Source organism: uncultured Brachyspira sp., from assembly GCF_910588665.1.
GTDB lineage: Bacteria > Spirochaetota > Brachyspiria > Brachyspirales > Brachyspiraceae > Brachyspira.
Genome location: NZ_CAJUPR010000003.1, coordinates 69,799 through 89,695, shown reverse-complemented (window position 1 = coordinate 89,695; position 19,897 = coordinate 69,799). Strand labels below are relative to the sequence as shown.

The 19,897-nt window shown below is 30.0% G+C and carries 21 protein-coding genes; 8 read left to right on the top strand and 13 right to left on the bottom strand.

The window, feature by feature from the left end; genetic code table 11:
* Nucleotides 1-23: 23 nt before the first annotated feature.
* The 4 genes from QZ306_RS02945 to QZ306_RS02930 all read right to left on the bottom strand — a co-directional run bounded on the left by QZ306_RS02945 (nt 24) and on the right by QZ306_RS02930 (nt 3,760).
* Nucleotides 24-938 carry a dihydroorotate dehydrogenase gene (locus tag QZ306_RS02945; protein WP_295160823.1) on the bottom strand — a complete coding sequence of 305 codons (915 nt, stop codon included), beginning with the start codon at nt 936-938 and terminating at the stop codon, nt 24-26.
* An 11-nt stretch (nt 939-949) separates the two neighbouring features.
* Nucleotides 950-1,720: a dihydroorotate dehydrogenase electron transfer subunit gene (locus tag QZ306_RS02940; protein ID WP_295160820.1), complete on the bottom strand. Its 771-nt coding sequence runs from the start codon at nt 1,718-1,720 to the stop codon at nt 950-952.
* A gap of 340 nt (nt 1,721-2,060) precedes the next feature.
* Complete coding sequence (locus QZ306_RS02935; protein WP_295160818.1) at nt 2,061-2,891, bottom strand: PD-(D/E)XK nuclease family protein; 831 nt, start codon at nt 2,889-2,891, stop codon at nt 2,061-2,063.
* 5 nt (nt 2,892-2,896) lie between these two features.
* Nucleotides 2,897-3,760 carry an ankyrin repeat domain-containing protein gene (locus QZ306_RS02930; protein ID WP_295160816.1) on the bottom strand — a complete coding sequence of 288 codons (864 nt, stop codon included), beginning with the start codon at nt 3,758-3,760 and terminating at the stop codon, nt 2,897-2,899.
* A gap of 209 nt (nt 3,761-3,969) precedes the next feature.
* Between QZ306_RS02930 and QZ306_RS02925 the strand changes: the two genes are divergently transcribed.
* Complete coding sequence (locus QZ306_RS02925) at nt 3,970-5,223, top strand: hypothetical protein (protein WP_295160813.1); 1,254 nt, start codon at nt 3,970-3,972, stop codon at nt 5,221-5,223.
* Between the two features lie 76 nt (nt 5,224-5,299).
* Nucleotides 5,300-6,445, top strand: a complete 1,146-nt coding sequence (gene proB / locus QZ306_RS02920) for a glutamate 5-kinase (RefSeq protein ID WP_295160810.1) — start codon at nt 5,300-5,302, stop codon at nt 6,443-6,445.
* Here proB and QZ306_RS02915 read toward each other — a convergent pair.
* The 4 genes from QZ306_RS02915 to QZ306_RS02900 all read right to left on the bottom strand — a co-directional run bounded on the left by QZ306_RS02915 (nt 6,440) and on the right by QZ306_RS02900 (nt 9,423).
* Nucleotides 6,440-7,441, bottom strand: coding sequence for a DUF4921 family protein (locus QZ306_RS02915; protein WP_295160807.1), 1,002 nt, complete (start codon nt 7,439-7,441; stop codon nt 6,440-6,442). The two genes, proB and QZ306_RS02915, sit on opposite strands and share 6 nt — an antisense overlap.
* Nucleotides 7,442-7,447: 6 nt before the next feature.
* Nucleotides 7,448-7,810: a response regulator gene (locus QZ306_RS02910; RefSeq protein ID WP_295160804.1), complete on the bottom strand. Its 363-nt coding sequence runs from the start codon at nt 7,808-7,810 to the stop codon at nt 7,448-7,450.
* A gap of 117 nt (nt 7,811-7,927) precedes the next feature.
* The gene (gene proC / locus QZ306_RS02905; protein ID WP_295160802.1) at nt 7,928-8,722 is read right to left on the bottom strand and encodes a pyrroline-5-carboxylate reductase; all 795 of its coding nucleotides are present in this window, start codon (nt 8,720-8,722) and stop codon (nt 7,928-7,930) included.
* Between the two features lie 245 nt (nt 8,723-8,967).
* A complete protein-coding gene (locus QZ306_RS02900) occupies nt 8,968-9,423 on the bottom strand; it encodes a hypothetical protein (RefSeq protein WP_295160799.1) in 456 nt (151 codons plus the stop codon).
* Nucleotides 9,424-9,547: 124 nt separating this feature from the next.
* Here QZ306_RS02900 and QZ306_RS02895 point away from each other — a divergent pair, with 124 nt between their 5' ends.
* From QZ306_RS02895 to QZ306_RS02880, 4 genes are all read left to right on the top strand, one after another.
* Complete coding sequence (locus tag QZ306_RS02895; RefSeq protein ID WP_295160797.1) at nt 9,548-10,780, top strand: peptidase U32 family protein; 1,233 nt, start codon at nt 9,548-9,550, stop codon at nt 10,778-10,780.
* Nucleotides 10,781-10,798: 18 nt separating this feature from the next.
* On the top strand, nt 10,799-10,972 hold the full coding sequence (locus QZ306_RS02890) for a hypothetical protein (protein WP_295160795.1): 174 nt from the start codon (nt 10,799-10,801) through the stop codon (nt 10,970-10,972).
* Nucleotides 10,973-10,994: 22 nt separating this feature from the next.
* Nucleotides 10,995-11,408 carry a Holliday junction resolvase RuvX gene (gene ruvX, locus QZ306_RS02885; RefSeq protein ID WP_295161188.1) on the top strand — a complete coding sequence of 138 codons (414 nt, stop codon included), beginning with the start codon at nt 10,995-10,997 and terminating at the stop codon, nt 11,406-11,408.
* 68 nt (nt 11,409-11,476) lie between these two features.
* A complete protein-coding gene (locus tag QZ306_RS02880; RefSeq protein WP_295160792.1) occupies nt 11,477-12,394 on the top strand; it encodes a DUF4340 domain-containing protein in 918 nt (305 codons plus the stop codon).
* Between the two features lie 32 nt (nt 12,395-12,426).
* On the opposite strand, the gene lptB is transcribed toward QZ306_RS02880, so the two are convergent.
* Together lptB and QZ306_RS02870 are read right to left on the bottom strand one after the other, a co-directional pair.
* Nucleotides 12,427-13,257, bottom strand: a complete 831-nt coding sequence (gene lptB, locus QZ306_RS02875) for an LPS export ABC transporter ATP-binding protein (RefSeq protein WP_295160790.1) — start codon at nt 13,255-13,257, stop codon at nt 12,427-12,429.
* 34 nt (nt 13,258-13,291) lie between these two features.
* Nucleotides 13,292-13,819 (bottom strand): ferritin, encoded by a 528-nt coding sequence (locus QZ306_RS02870; protein WP_295160789.1) that lies wholly within the window; start codon nt 13,817-13,819, stop codon nt 13,292-13,294.
* A 204-nt stretch (nt 13,820-14,023) separates the two neighbouring features.
* Between QZ306_RS02870 and ilvD the strand changes: the two genes are divergently transcribed.
* Nucleotides 14,024-15,706, top strand: coding sequence for a dihydroxy-acid dehydratase (ilvD, locus tag QZ306_RS02865; RefSeq protein WP_295160786.1), 1,683 nt, complete (start codon nt 14,024-14,026; stop codon nt 15,704-15,706).
* 223 nt (nt 15,707-15,929) lie between these two features.
* Nucleotides 15,930-16,868 (top strand): bile acid:sodium symporter family protein, encoded by a 939-nt coding sequence (locus QZ306_RS02860; RefSeq protein WP_295160783.1) that lies wholly within the window; start codon nt 15,930-15,932, stop codon nt 16,866-16,868.
* A gap of 24 nt (nt 16,869-16,892) precedes the next feature.
* On the opposite strand, the gene QZ306_RS02855 is transcribed toward QZ306_RS02860, so the two are convergent.
* Genes QZ306_RS02855 through QZ306_RS02845 form a run of 3 tightly spaced genes read right to left on the bottom strand, consistent with a single transcriptional unit; the run spans nt 16,893 to nt 19,788 of the window.
* Entirely contained in the window at nt 16,893-17,330 is a 438-nt protein-coding gene (locus tag QZ306_RS02855) for a hypothetical protein (RefSeq protein ID WP_295160781.1), read from the bottom strand.
* 2 nt (nt 17,331-17,332) lie between these two features.
* Nucleotides 17,333-18,748 carry an ABC transporter permease gene (locus QZ306_RS02850; protein WP_295160778.1) on the bottom strand — a complete coding sequence of 472 codons (1,416 nt, stop codon included), beginning with the start codon at nt 18,746-18,748 and terminating at the stop codon, nt 17,333-17,335.
* Nucleotides 18,748-19,788: an ABC transporter permease gene (locus tag QZ306_RS02845; RefSeq protein ID WP_295160775.1), complete on the bottom strand. Its 1,041-nt coding sequence runs from the start codon at nt 19,786-19,788 to the stop codon at nt 18,748-18,750. Before QZ306_RS02845 ends, QZ306_RS02850 begins: the two co-directional genes overlap by 1 nt.
* Nucleotides 19,789-19,897: the final 109 nt, after the last annotated feature.

Sequence of the window (19,897 nt, the reverse complement as noted above, 5' to 3'; positions counted from 1 at the left end):
ATATATATTGGCGCAATAAAATATTATAAATGAGCCGCAGCTATTAAATCTGTTATATTATCTATTTTATTTTCTTTAAGATAATTATCTATTCCGTCAATAACTTCTATTGGAAGTAGGGGATTTGAAAATATTCCAGAGCCTATTGAAACTAAAGAAGCGCCTGCCATTATAAATTCCAAAGCATCATTATAATTTGTAATGCCTCCCATACCTACAATAGGAATTTTCACAGCTTTATATACCTGATAAACCATTCTTACGGCAATAGGTCTTATACAGCCGCCTGATAATCCTCCTAAAATATTTCCTAACAGAGGCTTCCTTGTTTTAGTATCTATTTTCATTGATAAGAATGTATTAACAAGCGATATACTGTCGGCTCCTTCATTTTCAGCGCTTTTTGCTATTTCCGCTATATCGGAAACATTAGGAGATAATTTTACTATCAAAGGTTTTTTAGTCAGAATGTTTTTTACAGCTTTAGTTACAGTTCCTGCACTTTCGCAAGTTGCTCCGAAAGCCATTCCTCCGTTTTTTACATTAGGGCATGATATATTAAGCTCCACAAAATCCACTCTTTCAATATCATTCGCTATCTGCGCCAATTGAACATACTCTTCTATGGAAGCTCCGTTTATATTTAAAATTATTGGAGCCGTATATTTTATATTTTTTATTATATTTTCTTTAAAATATTCTATTCCAGGATTTTCAAGTCCTATGCAGTTTATCATACCTGAAGGAGTTTCAGCTATACGAATGCCTTTATTTCCGTCTTTTCTGCTTAATGTTATTCCTTTTAAATTGATTGCACCAAGTTTATTAACATCAAAATAATTATTATATTCTTCTCCAAAACCGAAACAGCCCGAAGATGTTACAACATTATTTTTTAATTCCCTGCCTAAAAAATTTATATTTAATCTGCTTTTCATAATATTATCCGTTATATATTCAATAATTCAGCGTTAAATACAGGTCCGTCATAACAAACCTTTTTCAATATATATCCGTTTTCTGAATGTATATCTTTTAATTCTATATTACAGCCTAAGCATGCATTAACTCCGCAAGCCATTCTCTCTTCAAAAGATGCATAGCATAGTATTGATTTTTTATTTGCAAGTTCTATTAATGCCTTCATCATAATAAGAGGTCCGCATGTATATATTATATCAAAAGTTTCTCGTTTTAACAATTCCTTTACTTTATCAAGAGTACTGCATTTATCTCCTACAGAGCCGTCATCAGTTGCAATATATAATCTTATATTTTTCGTATCAAATCTATTCATTATTTTTACTGAGGATTCATCGGCTGCACCCATTATCAATGTTACGGAATTATTATCAATTAATTTTTCCATTAATAGTTTAAAAGGAGCTATTCCCATTCCTCCTGCGGCTAATAATATTTTTTTATTTTTTACTTCGCTGTTGAATCCATTGCCTAAAGGACCTTGAATATTAACTATATCGTCTTTTTTTAATTTTGATAAATATTTTGTGCCTTCTCCTTTTACCTGATAATAAAACTCAAGAATATTATCTTCAATATAATGTAGGCTTATAGGGCGTCTTAAAAAAGTATTGCTTTTAATCATAAAAAACTGCCCTTCTTTTGCATACTTAAAGCTTTCTTCAGATTTTATTCTAAGTAAATATTTACCGTCCGATATTTGTATATTATCCGCTATAATACAGTCTTCTAAAAACATTTTTTCACCTTTTAATTTTTTAAATAAAAAAAAGAATACCTGTTCTCTGTATTAAGAGATAATAGTATTCTTCTAAATTTCAAAAAATATATGCTTCATACTGATTCAGTATATCATATATTTATAAAAATTCAATATATATATAAATATTATTAAATGTTCAGCAGTCATAAATATTGATATTTTTTATTATTGTAAAGAAGGTATTCCTCAATAATGAAACAACACAAACAAAAAAAGGAATACCTATTAAGAAAGGTAATTATAATACAAATCAAAAAAAAAAGCTAGTGTTAATTTTAATAATTTATATTTTTTAAAGTATTTAAAATGGTTTTTATTAATTATTATCAGAATTTTCTATAGAAGCCATAAAAAGTTCGTCGGAAGGAAGCACTAAATCGCCTATGTCATTATTTTTTCCCTGACAAATCTTGAAAAAATCGCAAAATTCGCAATGTTTTCCTATTTTCTTTTCAAATACTCTGTCATACCTTATATCATCAACAATCTCGTCAAACCAGCCTTTTAAATAACTAATAGACTGAGGAGTAAAATCTATAGTGTCGAATTTATCATCTTCAAAATGATAATAAGAACCGCTTGTAACATTGCATTTAAGCCCGTCTAATATACAGGCATATAATTTCAACTGTATAGTCTTTCTTTCTCTATCCTCATTATCTTCGCCTAAATCATAATATTTAGTAGTTTTATAATCTACAATCTGCAAAGTACCATCTGCAGATAAATCTATTCTGTCTATTCTTCCGAAAAGAATATAATCTCTAACCCTATTTTCCATATAACTTTCAATTTTATAAGGTACTTTATGACCGAAAGAATTAAAAAAATTAGAAAGCATATTGAGTCCTCTCTCTCCCAATTCCTTTTCTTCTTCTCTGCTGTTAAAAAAAGCCCTTATGCCGCTTCTCTTCCATACATTTCTGAATATATTATATAAATTATTTAAGGTTCTCTCCTCTGCTATCTGCTCATAAAACTCTTTGCATGCCAAATGAATTGCATTTCCAAATATAAAATAAACATTAACACTTCTTTTTTGTTTTTTAAATGGCTTTTCAATATATGTATATCTGTACTTTCTAGGACAAAGTAAATATGTTGACATACTATATTCGCTGAATCTTTGTAATTTTTTTGCTTCCATAACTATTAATTATTTTCTTGCATACCGCTTTCTGTAATATATTGATTTAATAATGCTTGTATATCCGTATCGTCTGTAACATCGGAAGCTTTTTTTCCATCTACATCAGCAATATTAACATCTGCATTATTTTTCAAAAGCAGCTCCGCAGCTCTGTAGCTGTCTGAAGCCGCCGCAAAATGCAAAGGCGTCCAGCCGTCATCATCTTGCATATTTATATCCGCATTATATCTAATTAAAACAGACATAGCGGACACTTGATTATTCATAGCAGCCCACATTAAAGGTGTTGTGCCAGAATTATCTCCAATATTGGCAATATCAGCTCCGGAATTTCTTGCCGCAGAAGAATCCAATATAACAGATATTACATCGGAATATCCCCTTGCAGAAGCTATATGTATAGCCATAGCATCATCTACAGAATCTCTTGCCATAATGTCGGCTCCGTAATTAAGAAGCATACTTACTATACCTGAATATCTGTAATATGAAGCAAGTAAAAGAGGCGTTTGTCCGTCAGCATACCATTTATTATTGCCGTTTAATAATATCGTATCGGCAGGCAAAACAGGGTTCATATTTATTTTTTTATGGGATAATAATTCCTTCACTACTTCACTGTTATTAACTCTTACCGCCTCATGCAAAGCAGACCAGCCTTCTGAATTAACGCTATTAACATCTATGCCGAGCCTCAGCAGCTCTCTGACTTTATCTATATTTCCGTTTTCTATATAAGAAAAAAATTCATTATTTGAATCTGTAAATTCTTTATCTTTTAAATTTTTTGATATTTCAGTGTCCTGAGAATATAATATAAAAGTCAGTAAAAACAAATTAACGGCAAGAGCAAATATTTTTTTCATAAAAAATACCTCAGTTATATTATAATTATGTAAATTATAATATATATAAAAAAATATACAACAAGTAATATAATAATTTTCATATAATATAGTTGATATATTGACTTATATAAACTAATATTATATTATAAGGAGTATAAATAATGAAACACACAACACACAAATTAAGGTTTAAAAAAAGAATTTTTTATTGCCGTCTGTTTTGTATTATGTTAATTTTTATTATTATTAATAATAAAGCATATTCTCAAGCTTCTAATACAAACAGTATAAAAAAATATGGTCAATTATCCGCATCTTTAGAATTAACAGCTTACGGAAGAATGAGCGATCTTATTGAGCAGACAGGAAACGAAGATACATTGGGAGTGCTTTTATACGGATATTTGCATTACATAAAAAAATATAAGTATGCATCTATAGAAGCTCAAATTAATGCAAGGTTTTATGAACCTTTATCACATAAAGCAAGATTTTATAAAGATATGTCTCCTCCTATATTTGATTTTTCTAAAATGAATATATTTATAAATTTTAAATATGTAGGAATAAGGGCTGGAGTGCTTGAACCATACACAAAAAATATACCAATGACATCATATTTTCCCACATTATTTTATTATCATACTGTAAGCAGCAATAAAGCCACAGTATTATCAGGTCCGAGAGATATGCCGATAGGTTATGAAACTCAATTTATACCAAGATACGATACAGGCATAATGCTGGAAGCTAATTTTTTCGGCGTATTTATAGGTGTGGGTATGATTAACGGAGAGATGGGACTTGATGCCAATTCTTCTAAAGGCTTAATGGCTAAAATATCATACAGCAACGATTATATCAATATAGGCGCTTCATGCATAATCACCGAAATAGGCTCCATACCTATTAAAGAATGGGGAGACAGCATTAATGCATTTTTATATTTTATAAACGGAAAAAACGGAAGATTTACGGCAGGAATTGAAGGCTTCTGGTTCAGACATGGCATAAGAAGACATAATGAATATTCCTATGATACGAATAATAATAGCCATAATTATAATAACGGATACTATACGGATTTCTCAGTACAAACATTTGACGGAGAAAAACCATATTACGGAATGAGCGGATTTATATTTTTTGAGGCAAGAAGATTATGGAAATTTGATATAACGGCTCATTTAGGTATTCATGATAATAATATATATTCTGATGCTTTGGATATTTTTAAGCTAAAGTACAGAGCCTTCTTAAAAATAACATTTAATATAACCGATGATTTAAAAATAATGCTTTCAGACACTTTTACTTATGATCCCGTATATAAGAATAATTATCAGTATTATGAACTAGAAGACAGGCATAAAGTGGGGGTTATATCTTATGAAGCAGAAAACGGAGGACATTATACTGTAGATAATGATTTTTATTTGGGCTTAAGCTTTAAATTCGGAGGCGTATGGGGAAATAAATAGAAAAATATCTGATAATTTTAAAAAATATATTAAGTTATAACTTTATTTTTTTATTATATAATTTATAATTCTCCGCATGAAAAAAATAGATTTAAGCAATATTAAGAGAATAGTATTTAAATTCGGTACAAATGTCTTAAGAAATGATGAAGGCTATATATCTTTAGCAAGAATATACTCGTTTATAGAGGCTATAGCCAAATACCATAGAATGGGAAAAGAATTATTAATAGTTACTTCAGGAGCTGTGGGGCTTGGCGCTAAAAAAATAAATGCTGATAACTTAGATGAAATTGCTTTAAAACAAGCCTGCGCCGCAATAGGACAATCTCAGCTTATGTCCATATATGAAGACGGATTTTCAAAATTTGATATAGTTACAGCTCAGATACTGCTTACAAAAGAAGATTTTTCAAACAGAAGAAGATATCTGAATCTTAATTCCACTTTAAGCATACTTCTTAAATATAAAGTCATACCAATAATAAATGAAAATGATGCAGTATCAAGCGATGAGCTTAAACAATTATATGATATTACGCAGATAAGTTTTTCAGATAATGATAAGCTTTCGGCATTAGTGGCAAGCAGACTCGGTGCAGATTTACTTATAATACTATCGGATATAAACGGACTTTATGACGACAATCCTAAAACTAATCCTAATGCTAAATTTATACATGAGGTATTTAAAGTTACAAAAGAAATAGAAAGTTTGGGACTTGACGCATCTAAAGGAGGAAGAGGCGGCATGAAAACAAAGCTTCAGGCTGCAGAAATAGTTACAAGATCGGGATGCGCTTTATTTATAGCAAACGGTAAAAAACCTGATGTGCTTAATAATATATTTGAAAGCGAAGACAAAACAATATTCTATCCTGTTGAAGAAAGCCATGAACTTTCTACTAAAAGAAGATGGATTGCTTATGCCACCACCATAATAGGAAAATTAGAAGTTAATTTCGGCGCTAAAAAAGCAGTGCTTGAAAAAGAATCCAGCCTGCTTCCTATAGGCATAACAAAAGTAATTAATGATTTTGAAAAAGGCGATATAGTAAGCATTACAGATGAAAAAGGAAATGAATTTGCAAGAGGAATAGTTAATTACAGCAGCTATGATATAAAAAAGATAATAGGGCATCATTCCGATGATATATTAAAAATACTAGGATATAAAAATTATGATGCCGTTATTACCAGAGATTATATAGTATTATTATAATATATTTTTTAACTGTTCTGTAGCATCTTCCGGAGTTATGGAGTTTATAAATACGCCGCTTCCAAGCTCATAACCTGCCAATTTGCTCATTTTAGGCATAATATCTAAAAACCAATGACTTGACTGTCCATATCTATTTTTGAGTATAGGAGAAAGCGTATGAAGAACATAATTAAAGCTTATTTCTCCAAGAAGTTTATATAATCTGTCAAATATATTTTTTAATATGGATGCAAAATCAAGTATATTTGAATGCGATGCGCATATAATACTTTCCGAATGATTTTTAGGCATTATATATATTTGATAAGGCGATCTTGAAGCAAAAGGAGAAACAGCTATAAATGAATCATTTTCGCATATTACCCTTTCATTTATATTTTTTTCTTCTTTGATTATATCGCAGTATACGCATCTGTCATTATCATTATAATACTCCAAAGCTCCGTTGATTTCATCAAACATTTGAATCGGTATAAAAGGAGTTGTTATTATCTGAGAATGCGAATGCGATAAACTTGCGCCTGCTTCGGATCCGAAGTTCTTGAAATGCAGACTATAAAGCATATCTTTATTTTCAGCAAAATCCTTAAGACGCATAATAACGGCTTTAAATATATATAAAAAATCCTCCGTATGAGCATGATAAAAATTAAAATAATGATTAGGGTGTTCTATAATTACATCATGAAAACCGTTCTGACTGCATGCATAAAAAAGATTATTTTCTTCAGGCAATTCATTATTATAAGTTTCGGATATTATAGGATATTTATTTGGTACTATCCTAACCTGCCAAATCTCTTCATGTTCAGCATATACGGTATAAAGAGCATCAGGAGTTTTCATCTCATGCCCTCTGCAGAAAGGACAGCTAAGCTCGGAATTAGCAATATGTTTTTTATGTAAATTAACATAATCGCTAGGTCTTCCGCTTCTTTCAGAAGATATTATTACTGACTGTTTAGTTACAGGATCTTTACGAATATGCGACATAAAAAATTATCCTATAAGTCTTCTTATCTTGTCTTTTATTTCAGTAAGGTTTCCAGACTTAAGTATATATCCGTCCGCATTCCAAACAGAAAATTCATGTCTGTAATTATTGTATGCCGTACATATAATAATAGGCAGTTCTCTATGTTTTTCTCTTACTTTAGCTAAAAAATCTAATCCGTCCATTTTAGGCATTTTTATATCTAATGTTATTAAATCAATATGAGGAGTACCTTTATCAAGCATTTCCAAAGCTTCTTCTCCGCTATCGGTGGATACAACATCATATCCCTCATCTTTAAACTCTTCCTCAAAAAGAGTCCTAATGCTTTTTTCATCATCTAAAACTAAAATTGTTTTTTTAGGCATATTTTTCTCCGTTATATTATATTAGTATTATAATAGCTTAATTAAAAAAGTCAAACAGAATTTTCTAATTTATTATTATAATTTTAATAAAAAACACATATTTTATAACATATAATATTATTTTTTTTCGCTTTCCACTGACTTATTATAACTTGCAATAATACTTTCTATAAGTCCGCTTCTAAGACATTTTTCTTCTAAAACCTCAACTCCCTTTATAGTGAGGCCTCCGGGAGTACATACTGCATCTTTAAGCTCAGCAGGATGCATGCCGCATGATTCTAATACCATAGCACCTGCGCCTTTAAAAACCTGAGCCGCCATTTCTATAGATGTTTTTCTGTCTATACCCATAATAACACCTGCATCGCTCATAGCCTCTATTAATATATACATAAAGGCAGGAGAACAGCCAGCCATAGCATTATAGGCATGTATTTGCTCTTCTTTTATTACTTTAACAATTCCTACTCTTTTTAAAAGCTCAACGGCGGCAGTTTCAACAATCTTATTTTCGGTTTCAACAACTGATATAAAACCATTGCATGTTTTTACAGGAGTATTAGGCATTATCCTCACAATTCTGCTTCCATTAAAATATCTTGATAAATCCTTTTTAGATACGGAAGCAGCAACGCTTATAATAGTAGCACCCACTTTAATAGATGATGATATCTCAGCTGCAATAACAGGAATCATATAAGGCTTAACTGCCAAAAATAAAACATCTACCTCACTAGCTACTTTTCTATTATCAGAATAAACTTTTATTCCAAGATTCTTTTCAAGATAATTTTTTCTCTCAGCTGTTTTTACGCTTGCAACAATGTTTGCGTAATCTATTCCTGATTTAATAAAGCCTTCTATTAAAGCCCCTCCCATAGCTCCTGCTCCGATAAAACCTATTGTCATATTAAAAACTCCTTAGCATAATTAAAATTGATGCAGATTCTATATATTATATAATACCATAAATATAAAAGTTGTAAAAACATTTTTTTAATGGAATATTTATTATTTTAAAAAATTATTTTTTTTAATTAAAATATTGTTTTCCTAATTGCCATAAATACCTATCTATTTCCTTAAAACAGTAATTATCTAATTGATAAAATTGAACAAACTCAGAAATTATATTTTTAAATTTACCGTATTCTTTATAAGCCGTCATTTTTGAATTCACAAAACTTATATTCATTTCTAAAATATATAAGTGCTTTGCCTACATATTTGTCATATATAGGATAATATTCAGGTTTATGATGAGAACAATATTTAGTAGCAAATGAATAAAAATTTATTTCTTTATTTCCTATTTTTACTTTTTTTAAATCGTCTACCAAATTTTCATCTCCTTTATCTAATCTTTCATCTATAGCTAATTTTTCTATATGATTAGCAACGGCATAAATATGATATATATTTGTACTATAGAAATCATTTAAGACAGCAGCTTTTATCAATATACTATTTATATCTTTATTGTTTGGGCATAATTCAAAAAACAATTTATTTAAAGCTTCTTCTTGACGATAATATTTTCCTTTATCTAAACTATTCCATTTTTTTAAATACTTTTTAACTTGTTCAATAGACGGTTTTGGTATTTGCATAAATATACATTCCTTATTATAATTGGTTTATATTTAATTTATAACAAAATAAAAATTAAATATATACTTTTTATTAATTTCGGTATAATATACAATATATAAAATCAACAGGATAATACATAAAATGGAACTTTTAGCCCCTGCAGGAAATAAAGAAAAACTAGAAACGGCATATCATTACGGAGCAGATGCGGCATATATAGGAGGAGCATTATTTAATTTAAGGCATCAGAGCAAAAACACAACTGCTAAAGAGCTTTATGAATGCACAAAACTTGCTGAAAAACTGAATAAAAAACTTTATCTTACTTTAAATGCTTTTTTGCATGAATATGATAAAAATAATTTAAAATTGTATTTAAAAGAAATTCAAAACATGCATATAGATGCTTTTATTGTTTCGGATTTAGGAGTGCTTGCAATAGTTAAAGAAATAATACCTGAAGCCGTTATTCATATAAGCACTCAGGCATCGGTTACAAACAGTTATTCATGCAAAATGTATGAAACTCTGGGAGCAAGCAGAATAATACTTGCAAGGGAACTTTCATTAGATGAAATAAAAGAAATAAGAGAAAATACAGATTTAGAATTAGAAACATTTGCTCATGGGGCTGTATGCATGTCATATTCGGGAAGATGTCTTCTATCAAACTTTTTAAATAACAGGGATGCAAACGGAGGAGAATGCTCTCAGGTCTGCAGATGGAATTTTAAAACCTATATTGAAGAAAAGACAAGACCAGGAGAGTTTATAGAAATAGAAGAAGGCGAAAACCATACAGCAATACTAAGCAGCAGGGATTTACAGATGGCTGAATATCTGCATTTACTTCAAAAAGCAGGTATTGATTCTATAAAAATAGAAGGAAGAATGAAAAGCGTATATTATACGGCAAATACTGTGAGAGTTTACAGAATATTATTAGATCTGCTTAACAGAATCGGTTATGAAGCATATCCTGAAGCAATAAAAAAAGAGCCTATCAGAAGCTATTTAAAAGAACTTGAAACTATAAGCAGAAGAGAAAGCGACACAGGTTTTTATTTCGGAAGGAATAATATAAAGCCTGCATTAAAAGGATATTTAAAAGGCAGAAGACTTATGGGAATGATTGCAGATGATACTGAAGAATATGCTAAAATTACGGTATACAATACTATAAAAAACGGAGATAATTTAATATATATAGGCAGGGATTTTCTTAAATATAATGACGGCAGATTCAAGCTGTTTATAAAAAATGAAAATAATGAGTTTATAGAAACTGAGATCATAAGAAATATTGATAATGCATATATGAAATCAGGAGTTCATAATTTTAAAAAATATGATATTATTACAATGGAAGATTAAAAGTTTAAGGACAATGTTATGTACGGCTTTAGAAAACCTAAATATCCATATATTACAATACTGCTGTACTTTACCGTTTTTTCAAGATATCTATATGCTTCTTATCTGACTGAATTTACAGCTGCTGTTTTGATGTTGATAGTATTTATATTACTTATGAGAACTTTAATAAAAGAGAATGAATTTGAATAAATTAATATATGAAAATGCATCTATGATTTTAGGTGTAGATTTCGGAAAGAAAAAAACAGGCACTGCTTTTATGGATATGAATATAAAAATTCCTTTTTACTTTAGACTTATAGAAGAGAGCAATGCAAGAAAAGTAAAAAGAGCATTGATGGACATAATAGAAGAAAAAAATATTGATACCGTTGTTTTCGGACTTCCTTTATCAGATAAAGGAGAAGAAAGCGAATGGTGCGCAGAAATAAGACGTTTTTCAGAGTTTCTATTAAAAAGTATTAAAGTTAATATAATTTTTGTTGATGAATACGGAACTTCAAAGGAAGCGGATTTCATACTCAGAGGAAAAAAGAAAAATGTTAAAAAAAAATATAATGATTTAATTGCCGCAGCTTTAATATTGGAAAATTATTTGAACATTAATAAAAATAATAAAATATAATTATTTACTATTTATATAAATAAATAGTTTTATATATTTATAAATTAAAAAAATAAAAGGCGTAAAATATGAATAATAATTTAACTAAAAAATACATAACCCTATCTTCTGTAATAGCTGTTTTAATAATAATATTAGCTGCTGTAAGTTTTTTTAAAAATAAAGGTTATTCATTGCCAGTTCTTAAAAAAATCAATTCAAATATATCGGAAATAATTATAAACAGAGGCGCAAATGAAACTATATTGATAAAATATGACGGAAATAAATGGACTGTAAATAATAAATATAATGCAGATAACTCTTTAATAGAATCTATGACAAATACATTAAGCATCATACAGCCTATAGAAATAGTTTCAAGGGGAGATGATAATTCTTCCGCAAAATATAAATTATCCGATGACGAGGCGCTAACTGTTCAGGCATTTGATAATTCTTCAAAAGAAATAAGAAATATAAAATTCGGTATGAAATCCGCATTCGGAAACAGTGTTTATTCTAAAATAAATAATGATAAAAATATATATTTGCTTGGAAACTCATCTTCAAACCCTAAAGATATATTTGATAAAACAGAAAATGATTTAATAAATAAAACTATTTCAAAAATAAGAAATGATGATATAGAAAAAATAATTATAGATGATAATAATAATACTTATGCATTAGAAAGAGACAATAATAATTGGCTTAAAACTTGGAATAATACGGAAGTAAAAGCAAATGACATTTACTCAAGCATATTTGATTTATCTAATTTAAATGCTGACGGAGTAATAACAAATGAAAATATAAAAGAAAATAATATGCTATATAAAATTAATATACAATCATATAGCAATGATAATATATCGTATGAAGTTTTAAATAATACTGACAGCGGCAAATATGAAATAATAAGAACTAATGATAATAACAGATACTATATAGACGAAAGATCATTCAGTAATTTTATGCAATCTGTTAATAATATAATAAAATAATATTATTAATTTAATAGCAGAATATATAAAAGCTACATAGTAAATGATTCTCCCAAATAAACTTTACGGGCTAACGGATTATTAACTATTTCGTCAGGTGTGCCTTTTACCAATATTTGCCCATTGCCCATAATATAGGCTCTGTCGGTAATTCTCAAAGTTTCTCGCACATTATGATCCGTAATCAATATTCCTAAGCCTTTATCTTTTAAAGAGGCTATAATATTTTGTATATCTATAACGGCTATAGGGTCAACTCCTGCAAAAGGCTCATCAAGCAATATAAACTTAGGATTAACAGTCAGAGCTCTGGCTATTTCGCATCTTCTTCTTTCTCCTCCCGAAAGAGTATATCCGTTCTGCTTTCTTACATGCGTAATATTAAACTCTTCAAGAAGCATATCAGCTATATCCATTCTGTCTTTTGCTGTTAATGATTTATTATATTCCAATATTGCAAGCAGATTATCCTCTACTGAAAGCTTGCGGAATATAGAAGCCTCCTGAGGCAAATATCCTATCCCAAGAATTGCTCTTTCATGCATATGAAGTTTTGTAATATCCAAATCATTTAAATATACATTTCCTGAAGTTGCGGTGACAAAACCTACTGTAATATAAAAGCTGGTAGTTTTTCCTGCTCCGTTAGGTCCCAAAAGACCTACAATTTCCCCCTGCTTTACACTATAGGAAATATCTCCTATAATTTTTCTCTTGCCGTAATATTTTGTAAGATTAACCGCACGTATTTCATAAGGATTTGACTTATCATAATTAAAAAAATTTTCAGCTGTTATTTTAACATTATTTGAGGGTATATTAATATCTTTTTTTTTTAAAATATTTAAAAATTTATTAATCATATACCCTCTCTTTATTTATATTTTATTCTTTAAATTATAAACTTACACCGCTTCCATGTTTTTCCAAATCTAAATTACCGATAGCCTTATCAAATGTATAAAGGTTTCTTCCTTCCAAACCGCCTAAAATTTTAATCTTATCAAGAATATCATTAAATAATTCCTGTTCTTCAAGCTGTTCTTGTATAAACCAATCTAAGAATCTTAAAGTAATATAATCTTTATTTTCAAAAGCAAATCCCACAATCTCATTTATGCATGAAGTTACATATTCCTCATGTTTTGCAACCGTTTCAAAGAGATCCTGCACAGATTTAAAATTGGACGGAGGAGCCTTCATTTCGCTTATAGATGCCTGTCCTCCGACTTTATTTATAAAATCTTTAAACTTCTCAAAATGCTCAAGCTCTTCCCTATAATGTCCGTATAAAAATTTACCGCAGCCTTTAAGTCCATGCTTATCGCACCAGCTGGACATATTAAAATAAAAACTAGCTGAAAATAACTCCTTATTAAGCTGATCGTTTAATAATTTAATTGTATCATCTTTTATTATAGACATAATATAAACTCCTTTTTTAATATATATATTATAACCCCTTATTTTATAATAGTATAAAAAAATTATCAATTAAAAAAATTAATTACAGCATAAAATATTATATCTTTATAAATGAATGAAACGGTAAAAATAAAAAACGCTTGATTTTTTATTATTCTGCTAATAAAATATATACATTGCAAAATAAGTAAATGGAGAAATAATATGAGTTTCAGAGAAAATAGTTCTTTAAGAAGCGACAGAGTATTAAAAGGCGATGAAAGAGCGCCTAACAGATCTTTATTTTATTCTATGGGTTATACGAATGAAGAATTAAAAAGGCCTCTGATTGGAATTATTTCTGCATACAGTGAAATTGTTCCGGGGCATATTCATCTTGATAAACTTTCTCAGGCTGTAAAATCAGGAGTTTTAATAGGAGGAGGCACGCCCATACTCATGCCTTCAATAGGAATATGCGACGGAATAGCTATGGGACATTTAGGAATGAAATATTCTCTTCCTTCAAGAGAATTAATAGCAGATTCTGTTGAAAGTATGGTTATAGCACATGGCTTAGACGGGGCTGTTCTGATACCGAATTGCGATAAAATAGTTCCAGGTATGATAATGGGACTTTTAAGAATGAATATACCGGGAATAGTTATAAGCGGCGGTGCTATGCTTCCAGGTGATAATAATGACGAAAAAATCAGCTTATCTAATATATTTGAGGCTGTGGGCGCTAAAAAAGCCAATCTTATAAATGATGCCGAGCTTGAGGATTTTGCGCAAAACACATGTCCAAGCTGCGGTTCATGTGCGGGAATGTATACTGCAAACAGTATGAACTGTCTGTCTGAGGCTTTAGGCATAGCGCTTCCGGGAAACGGAACTATACCTGCCGTATACTCCGCCAGAACTCTGCTGGCTAAAAAAGCAGGAATGCAGGTTATGGAGCTTTTAAAAAATGATATAAAACCATTGGATATAATAACCGAAGAATCATTTAAAAATGCTCTTGCCGTAGATATGGCTTTAGGCTGTTCAACTAACAGCGTACTTCATTTGCTCGCTATAGCTAATGAAGCTGGAATACCAATAGATTTAAAAATTATAAATGAAGTAAGCGAAAGAACTCCCAATCTTTGTCATCTTGCACCTGCAGGACATAATTATATAGAAGATTTATATAAAGCGGGAGGAATACCTGCCGTTATGAAGGAGCTTGATAAAGGCGGATTTATAAATACATCGCTTCTAACAGCTACAGGCAAAACAATAGCCGAAAATATAAAAGATGCCGTTAATAAAAATAATAATGTTTTAAGAAATATAGAAAATCCATATAGTAAAACAGGAGGAATAGCGGTGCTTTGGGGAAATATAGCAAAAGACGGCTGTGTTGTGAAGCGTTCCGCAGTTTCCGATGAGATGCTTGTACATAGAGGACCTGCTAGGGTATTTGACAGCGAAGAAGATGCAATATCCTCCATATATTCAGGAAAAATAAATAAGGGCGATGTTATTGTAATAAGATATGAAGGACCTAAAGGAGGACCTGGTATGCGTGAAATGCTAAACCCTACTTCTGCGCTTGCAGGTATGAAATTAGATAAAGAAGTAGCTTTGATAACCGACGGAAGATTCTCAGGCGCTTCAAGAGGAGCCTCTATAGGTCATGTTTCTCCTGAGGCTCAAAGCGGCGGAGAAATAGCATTCATAAAAGAAAATGATATTATAAGTATAGATATTCCCAATCATAAAATAAATTTGGAAATCTCAGATGAAGAAATGGAAAACAGAAGAAAATATATACCTATTAAGCCGTTGGAAGAAATTAAAGGCTGGCTTGGAAGATATAGAAAGCTTGTTCAGTCTGCTAATACTGGAGCTGTATTAAAATAATTTTTTATATAAATAATAGGCTTTATATTTCATTTTTTTATTAATCTATAAAACAATAATATAAAAACTAATATTAAAATATCTTTTAAGTCAGTATAAAATTGCATAGCTTATATAAGTTAGTGCTAAATTTATTTTAAATAATTTTTAAAAATATAATATGATTATTTATAATTAATTTTAGAAAAAACAAAAACAATAAATAAAAAAAGGATAAATAAAAATGAAAATATTAAAACAAATAAGTAATTTCTTTGGAAAATATATGGCTTTTATAGTATTAATTGTGGCGGCTGTATCATTATTCTTTCCAAAAACGGTGAGCTTTTTAAAAACTAGCTATGTTAATTATCTATTAATGATAGTAATGTTCGGTATGGGACTTACATTAAAACTTGAAGACTTCAAAGTAATATTTACAAGACCTAAAGACATTATAATAGGAGTTATAGCTCAGTTTACAATAATGCCTTTTCTTGCATTCCTGCTTTCAATTGTTTTTAAGCTTCCTCCAGAACTTGCTGTAGGGGTTATACTTGTAGGAACATGCCCTGGAGGTACTTCTTCAAATGTTATGACATATTTGGCAAACGGAGATGTTGCCTTATCTGTAGGCATGACTTCCGTATCCACTATACTTGCTCCTTTTGCAACTCCTCTTCTTACTTTAATTTATGCAGGACAAAAAGTTAATGTAAATGCAGTGAATATGTTTATATCAATAGTTCAGGTTGTAATACTTCCGATAGTTTTGGGATTTGTAATAAATAAGTTCTTTTATAAGTTTACAAACAGCATTAAAGAAATTCTGCCTTTAATATCCGTATCTGCAATTGTGGCAATAGTAGCTGCCGTAGTGTCTGTAAACTCTCATAAATTAATACAGGTGGGATATTTAGTTATAATAGTTGTTATACTTCATAATTCTTTAGGATATATTCTTGGCTATATTCTAGGAAAAGTTTTCAGATTAAGCAATTCAAAATGCAAAGCTGTATCAATAGAAGTGGGAATGCAGAACTCAGGACTTGCAGCATCGCTTGCAGCAACACATTTTACATCAATACCGCTTGCAGCTGTACCTGGTGCTATATTCAGTGTATGGCATAATATATCAGGTTCAATTATAGCTAATATAATGGCGTCAAAAATAAAAGATTAACTATAAGACAAATATTACAGTAATTTAAGATTTATTTTTTATAAGTATTGAACATAAATCATAAATACCGTTTTCATATTTTGAAGATAAGCAATAATATATATTATTAATATTCCAATAGGCAATATATTCTTCATTATTGGTCTGCATCATTATATTTATATTTGCTTCTTCATCAATATAGTTTTTATAATTATTTAAATTATTATATAATGATAAAATATCCTCTAGTTTTTTTGAAGCTCTGTAATTATAATTAATATTATTATAATTAAAATTTACTTGAGCTATAGTTCTATTTAAGATTGAATATTTTGCATTAACAGAGCCCTCAGGCGCAGGAGTACAATATCCCAATACTGAAAAAGATTTCGGAGAATCAATAGGAATAATATCCGATTTATCATTAGAACATGAAAATAAAATAAATATAACAAAAAATAATGTCTTTATAATATTCATAATCATCTGCTCCTTAATTTAGGATGAAGTATTTTATCCAATGCAAAACCTAAAAATGCAAAAGACATTCCCAAAAGCGCAATTAAAATTCCGGGAGGTATTATCCACCACCAAAGACCTGAAAGCACGGCTGAGCCTTTCATAGCATCATGGAGAATCTGTCCCCAAGTAACTATTGATGCATCTCCAAGCCCTAATAAAGATAAAGAAGATTCATAAACTATAGCGGAAGGAACTGCCAAAGCCATAGAAGCAAATGAAAAAGGCAGCAATAAGGGCATTAAATGATAAAATATTATTCTGAAATGCCCTGCTCCTAAAGTATGCGCCGCTTCAATATAAGTTTCTTCTTTAAGCTGCATAGCCATAGAACGGACGGTCATAACTGAACCTGTCCAAGAAAAAAATATCATCATAATTATCATAGTCCATATAGTAGGCTTGAATATGGCGCTGATTACTATCATTACAGGAAGTACTGGTATTCCTAAAAATATCTGATAAACAAACTGCATTATATTATCCACAAAACCGCCGAAATATGCAGATATTGTTCCATATATAACACCTATTATAACAGATATAAAACTTGTAGCTATACCGATAAATAATGCCCATTTAAGCCCTGATATAAGCCCCGAAAATATATCTCTTTTCATATTATCCGTACCCATTATGCCCGACATAGAACCCACTAATATTATATAAGGACTCTCAAAATTAATATTATTCAAATTATTTTCTGAAAACTCTACATAGGCTTCAAATTTATAAACTCCTTTCAAAGTCAGAAAATTTTTAGCCATATCATCTTTTTTTGTATTAAAAAGTATTTTCATAGGATTAGTTGTAAGAGTGTCAATCTGTCTTGCAAATATTCTTGGAACACAATCTCTGTAAAACCTGAATATTCTATTTCTTGAATCATTAAAAGCCGATATTCTTAAATCGCCGTTTATATTATGTAAGCTATCAGAAAGCGTAATAATTTTTCCGTCGGGTCTTGTAACATTCCACACTAAAACCGCATTTCCTTTAATATCTGCATGAAAAATTAAATCTAAAGGCGCTTTATCAAATTGATAATCATATTCAAATAAAGCTTTATAATTTAATTTATTATCTATGAAATTTGTTTCAAAACTTACTATATCTATTTTGGCTGTAACGGCAGATTTTTCTTTTTGGAAAAAATTAAGCCACTGAGGCGGCGCCGATGCGGAATTATCCTGCCAATAAGTTATATCTCTCCACCTCTTAGGAGCCTCTTTATAAGTTAAAATCAAAGGCTCAAGAAATGATGCAAGCAAAGCCAAAACAAGTATGCATAAACCTAAAACTCCTGTTTTATCTTTTTTAAACTCATTAAAAAATTCTGCTATAGGAGCAAGTTTTTTATTAATATTAATTTCATGCATTAAAGCCTGCCTCCTACTTTTATTCTCGGATCTAAAAATCCGTAAGATATATCAAGAACTACTAATCCGAATTGATAAAGCGCTGTGGTTATGGCTAAGTTTCCCATCAATACAGGTATATCATTTTGCTGAACAGATATCCAATAAAGATTGCCGAGTCCTGACCAAGAAAATATACCTTCAAATATAATTGAGCCTGCAATAGAACCGAGCAATCCCAATAAAGTAATTGTAATTATAGGAGGTGCAGAACTTCTTAATGTATGACCGAATAAAACATTTCTTTCTGATATGCCTCTTGCACGTGCCGCCATTATATAATCTTCTTGTAAAGAGGACAATACTATATTCCTGACAACAAATGAAAGACCCCAGAATCCTATTAATGTTAATGTGATAAGAGGCAAAGCCATATGCCATAAAATATCTAAATAATACATTATTCCTTCGGGCAGAGGTATGGAATGTATGCCGCCTGAAGGAAACAATTTGAACTTATAAACAAATATCATTATAAGTATCATAGAAAGCCACCAAGCAGGCATGCCGTATACCGTCATAGTAATAATGCTTGTAGTTCTGTCAAATAATCCTCCAGCTTTTCTAGCTTTTACAAGACCTACGATAAGCCCTATTATCATTTGTATAACAGAAGCTGTTGTAAAAAGTATCACAGAACGTGGAAGCGCCTCGCCTATTATTTTTATAACCTCTCTGCTGCCGTTTGAATCCATCATAATAGACGATTTACCGAATTGAAAAGTTATTGTATTTAAAGCCCGTATAAATATTCTCTCGCCTATGCTTCTGTTAAGCCAGTATATATTATAATAATATGCTCTTCTTTCTTTTATAAAGTTTTCAGCATCTTCCGTACGAATACCGCTAAGCCCCCTGACTTCAGCATTTATATTTTCTTCAATTTGGGATTTCAGAGTTTTTTCGCTTACAGTATTAAATATAGCTGAAGACATAAACATAAGTATAATAAACATGACTATGCCTTTCAGTATTCTTTTAATAACAAAATAAGTAAACATAATATAATCCTTCCGATAGATTATACTAAAAATAATAAAAATTGCAAAGTATTGCCGTATTAATTTAATTATATTATTTTTTTCAATTTATAAAAAATCAGCAGCATAA

What these genes read in the sequence shown, in the direction of transcription:
- proB (WP_295160810.1), top strand. Translation starts at nt 5,300, where the DNA reads ATGAAAAAAATAGATTTAAGCAATATTAAGAGAATAGTATTTAAATTC.
- QZ306_RS02895 (WP_295160797.1), top strand. Translation starts at nt 9,548, where the DNA reads ATGGAACTTTTAGCCCCTGCAGGAAATAAAGAAAAACTAGAAACGGCA.
- QZ306_RS02845 (WP_295160775.1), bottom strand. Translation starts at nt 19,788, where the DNA reads ATGTTTACTTATTTTGTTATTAAAAGAATACTGAAAGGCATAGTCATG.
- QZ306_RS02915 (WP_295160807.1), bottom strand. Translation starts at nt 7,441, where the DNA reads ATGTCGCATATTCGTAAAGATCCTGTAACTAAACAGTCAGTAATAATA.
- QZ306_RS02910 (WP_295160804.1), bottom strand. Translation starts at nt 7,810, where the DNA reads ATGCCTAAAAAAACAATTTTAGTTTTAGATGATGAAAAAAGCATTAGG.
- QZ306_RS02870 (WP_295160789.1), bottom strand. Translation starts at nt 13,819, where the DNA reads ATGTCTATAATAAAAGATGATACAATTAAATTATTAAACGATCAGCTT.
- QZ306_RS02855 (WP_295160781.1), bottom strand. Translation starts at nt 17,330, where the DNA reads ATGAATATTATAAAGACATTATTTTTTGTTATATTTATTTTATTTTCA.
- ruvX (WP_295161188.1), top strand. Translation starts at nt 10,995, where the DNA reads ATGATTTTAGGTGTAGATTTCGGAAAGAAAAAAACAGGCACTGCTTTT.
- ilvD (WP_295160786.1), top strand. Translation starts at nt 14,024, where the DNA reads ATGAGTTTCAGAGAAAATAGTTCTTTAAGAAGCGACAGAGTATTAAAA.
- QZ306_RS02890 (WP_295160795.1), top strand. Translation starts at nt 10,799, where the DNA reads ATGTACGGCTTTAGAAAACCTAAATATCCATATATTACAATACTGCTG.
- QZ306_RS02900 (WP_295160799.1), bottom strand. Translation starts at nt 9,423, where the DNA reads ATGCAAATACCAAAACCGTCTATTGAACAAGTTAAAAAGTATTTAAAA.
- QZ306_RS02935 (WP_295160818.1), bottom strand. Translation starts at nt 2,891, where the DNA reads ATGGAAGCAAAAAAATTACAAAGATTCAGCGAATATAGTATGTCAACA.
- QZ306_RS02940 (WP_295160820.1), bottom strand. Translation starts at nt 1,720, where the DNA reads ATGTTTTTAGAAGACTGTATTATAGCGGATAATATACAAATATCGGAC.
- proC (WP_295160802.1), bottom strand. Translation starts at nt 8,722, where the DNA reads ATGACAATAGGTTTTATCGGAGCAGGAGCTATGGGAGGGGCTTTAATA.
- QZ306_RS02850 (WP_295160778.1), bottom strand. Translation starts at nt 18,748, where the DNA reads ATGCATGAAATTAATATTAATAAAAAACTTGCTCCTATAGCAGAATTT.
- QZ306_RS02945 (WP_295160823.1), bottom strand. Translation starts at nt 938, where the DNA reads ATGAAAAGCAGATTAAATATAAATTTTTTAGGCAGGGAATTAAAAAAT.
- QZ306_RS02930 (WP_295160816.1), bottom strand. Translation starts at nt 3,760, where the DNA reads ATGAAAAAAATATTTGCTCTTGCCGTTAATTTGTTTTTACTGACTTTT.
- QZ306_RS02880 (WP_295160792.1), top strand. Translation starts at nt 11,477, where the DNA reads ATGAATAATAATTTAACTAAAAAATACATAACCCTATCTTCTGTAATA.
- QZ306_RS02860 (WP_295160783.1), top strand. Translation starts at nt 15,930, where the DNA reads ATGAAAATATTAAAACAAATAAGTAATTTCTTTGGAAAATATATGGCT.
- QZ306_RS02925 (WP_295160813.1), top strand. Translation starts at nt 3,970, where the DNA reads ATGTTAATTTTTATTATTATTAATAATAAAGCATATTCTCAAGCTTCT.
- lptB (WP_295160790.1), bottom strand. Translation starts at nt 13,257, where the DNA reads ATGATTAATAAATTTTTAAATATTTTAAAAAAAAAAGATATTAATATA.